The 950-nt window shown below is 39.6% G+C and carries 1 protein-coding gene; it reads left to right on the plus strand.

Features of this window, described 5'->3' with window-relative positions; translation table 11 throughout:
- The first annotated feature begins 228 nt into the window (after positions 1 to 228).
- Positions 229 to 774, plus strand: coding sequence for a GNAT family N-acetyltransferase (locus AN214_RS21730; RefSeq protein WP_054981614.1), 546 nt, complete (start codon positions 229 to 231; stop codon positions 772 to 774).
- The last annotated feature ends 176 nt before the right edge of the window (positions 775 to 950 follow it).

Consider the following 950-nt stretch of genomic DNA (forward strand, 5'->3'; position numbering starts at 1 on the left):
ATTCTTGTGGATATTTATTTCTCATAACACCTTCCATCTTACTTCATTTTCAAAATAAAAGATGTCTAGTTGCTTAGGGGAAGATCACACATGTATTTTTAATAATACTGGCAACTAGTTATCAACTTTGTTAAAACTAACCCATTCAGAAAAGTGCGCGGTTGCAAATCAGAAAAATGCGCGATTTGCGCACTATTAAATTGTTATGCGTAATCGATGGAGTATCAGATGGAAGTAGTAGAAGCTGAAAAATCGGATTTAGATTCATTCTTTGCGTATCTTGAAAATCAGCTGTCTGAAAATGGTAATGGAGAAATTCCTATTTTTCAGCCAGTGTCTAGAGAGCAAAGTGAAATTCCAGAAGCAACAAAAGATAAGTTTATCAAAGGCTTTTCCCATCACTTTGGCGACTTAGGTTGGAGAAAGCTTTGGGTTGTAAAAGACACCTCTGGAAGTATCAAAGGTCACATTGATCTTCGCCACCACGGTGATGAAAACCGTTCTCATCGCGTTCTACTCGGTATGGGCGTAGATGTTTCCTGTCGGAAGCAAGGTATTGGTCAACGACTCATTGATGCGGTTATAAATTTCTGCCAAGAAAAAGTCGAAATTGACTGGCTTGATCTTTGTGTATTATCAGAGAATTTCCCAGCAAAGAACCTCTACCTAAAAGCAGGGTTCGACGTTGTTGGGGAGTTCAAAGATCAATATAGAATCGACGGTTTGTCAGTCTCGGAAATAGCAATGACAAAGTACGTCAAAAATTACGCATAACAAGCTGTTTAAGTGCGGGACTGCTAACGTTTGGCTCAGTTTCGCTCCGCTACACATTTTAGCCAAACATTAATCAGCCCCTTAACAGGGCGTTGGTATGACTCCCACTGTCAAGTTAAACACACTGATCCTTGCCTAACTTTAAGCCATAATCTTGAACTCGAATTAGAGCGAGT

It is taken from the genome of Pseudoalteromonas sp. P1-9, assembly GCF_001399975.1.
GTDB lineage: Bacteria > Pseudomonadota > Gammaproteobacteria > Enterobacterales > Alteromonadaceae > Pseudoalteromonas.

What these genes read in the sequence shown, in the direction of transcription:
- AN214_RS21730 (WP_054981614.1), top strand. Translation starts at nt 229, where the DNA reads ATGGAAGTAGTAGAAGCTGAAAAATCGGATTTAGATTCATTCTTTGCG.